The following is a 1958-nucleotide window of genomic DNA, read 5'->3' on the forward strand; positions in this document are numbered from 1 at the left end:
GAAAACACAAGAAAGACAAATGTAGCCAAAAGTTTTTGAGCTGATGTTTTCTTGGTCTTCAGCAATTTCTTTTTTTACAACATCGGCAAGCGAAAGAGCGGGCAGCAAAAGCCAGTTCCAGATAAAATTGTTCGCAACCCAATAATTTCCTTGCTCTGAAACAACGTTCACCATTCTAACAACCATCATCATAAACGCAAGATTCCGCAAAAATGATTCGATTCCTGAAAATTTTCCAACGGAAAACCATTCTTTGAGCCAAGAAAAATCCAACTGCGTTTTTTTGAAGATTTGAAATCCATCTTTTGAAAGAAGGAGAAACGAAACCGTCAAAATGCAAACGTTCACGATTATGTTTGAAACCGCAATTCCGTTTACGCCAAGATTTATGGAAACTGGCAATGTGCTTACAAGAAACGTGTCCAAAATTATTGAAAGAACCGCTTGAATTCCAAGAAGAATATAGATGAAGAAATCTTTTTTCAGCGTTATAAAAACGAGAAACAAAAATCGCCACAAAGTTGAAAACAATGCGGCAACGGTTTCAAGACGAATATAGCGCGCAGTTTCATCGATAAGATTTTTGTTCTGCGCCATAAATTTTACAAGCGGCTTTGCAAAAATAAAAATCAATGCGGACAAAACGATGTAGATAAAAGCCGTTGTAAAAAGTCCTGTGCGGATTTTGTTTTCAAGTTCATTGTGATTGTTCAAGGATTTTCCGAGCAAGAAAAAAAGCGGAAGAATCAGCGCTTCCTGAACAACTTCGTAGAAAAGGTTTACCCAGGAAAGCTGGCTTGCAATGTTTATTCCCCATTCGTTTGGCAAGTTCCCGAGAAAATAAATTCGTACAGTTTGATAAACAGAGGGAAAAAGCATAGTCGCAAAAATTGCGAAAAACAATCTGTAGTTTACTGATTTTAGTGCTTTTAAGAATTTCATCCGATTTCTCCTATAAGTTTTATTCGGTTCTCTTGAACCCATAATTTTGAAAACTCAACCCAATTTTTTGTGCGCTCGTATTGAAAATTTTGTGGCGACATTTGCGAAATAACTTTTTCCATTCGCCAAATCAGTTTGTCTGCAAAATTTGCAAGAGTTTTTTTGTCGGCATTATAAGCGGAAAGCGCGGTTTTCATCTGTCCAAGAATGTTGATTTCTGAACGGCGGTGACTTCCTATATTTATCCAAAGCCACAGAATGTAAGTTAAATCTTCCCAGCGTTCTCCGGGAGCGGCACTGTCCCAATCGATGATTCCAACCGGCCGATTATTTTGAAAAACTGTATTGCACGGAGACAAGTCATTATGGCAGACAACTTTTTTTGAATTTGTAAAATCCAACGAAATGTCGTGAAATTGCCGAACCATTTTCATAAAATCGCAAAGTTGAACAAGATTTGTTTTTTCAATATCTTTTGGCACTGTTCCGTTTATAAATAAAAATCTGTCACGTCCTTGCTCATCCCGACCTAAATATCTTTGCGAAAATGGATAATTTTGTTTTTCAAGAAATTGCAAGAAGTTGTTTGCAAAGTCGCTTTCATTTTTGTGTGGACGGCGAACTTCATTCCCGATTTTTACTACACCAACCGTTGAACGGCCACCGGTCAAGATTTCTTCTTGCATGTGAATATTATAACATGGATTTTGGGGAAAAGTTGATTTAATTTTTTAGAAAATGCTGTCAACAACTTTTTAGAAGAATTCTTGACAACCGATATTTGGTTTATTATATTTTTTCTGTTAGTTACATAATGTAACTTAAAATGTGAGATTTTGCTGACGCAAAACTTGTTTATTTAACGTGTGCGCTCTCGCGCACGACCTAACGCTATCACGTTAGGCTATGGAGCACTGGCGAAGACTGTTTTGACAGCCGAAGCCAAAGACCGCAGCCGTGCGATTTGCACGGCGAGGACTTAGAGCGTGAGCGAAGTGCGGAACAGCCGACCCGAA

Annotated in this window: 2 protein-coding genes; both read right to left on the reverse strand. The window is 38.1% G+C overall.

The window, feature by feature from the left end; genetic code table 11:
• Positions 1 to 942: MATE family Na+-driven efflux transporter (locus B4N75_RS02180; protein WP_296706497.1), on the reverse strand; the 942-nt coding region annotated here is incomplete at its 3' end.
• Positions 939 to 1628: a phosphotransferase gene (locus tag B4N75_RS02185; protein WP_296706499.1), complete on the reverse strand. Its 690-nt coding sequence runs from the start codon at positions 1626 to 1628 to the stop codon at positions 939 to 941. The genes B4N75_RS02185 and B4N75_RS02180, both read right to left, overlap by 4 nt.
• Positions 1629 to 1958: the final 330 nt, after the last annotated feature.

The organism is Treponema sp. UBA7570 (assembly GCA_002477955.1).
Lineage (GTDB): Bacteria > Spirochaetota > Spirochaetia > Treponematales > Treponemataceae > Treponema_D.

What these genes read in the sequence shown, in the direction of transcription:
- B4N75_RS02185 (WP_296706499.1), bottom strand. Translation starts at nt 1,628, where the DNA reads ATGCAAGAAGAAATCTTGACCGGTGGCCGTTCAACGGTTGGTGTAGTA.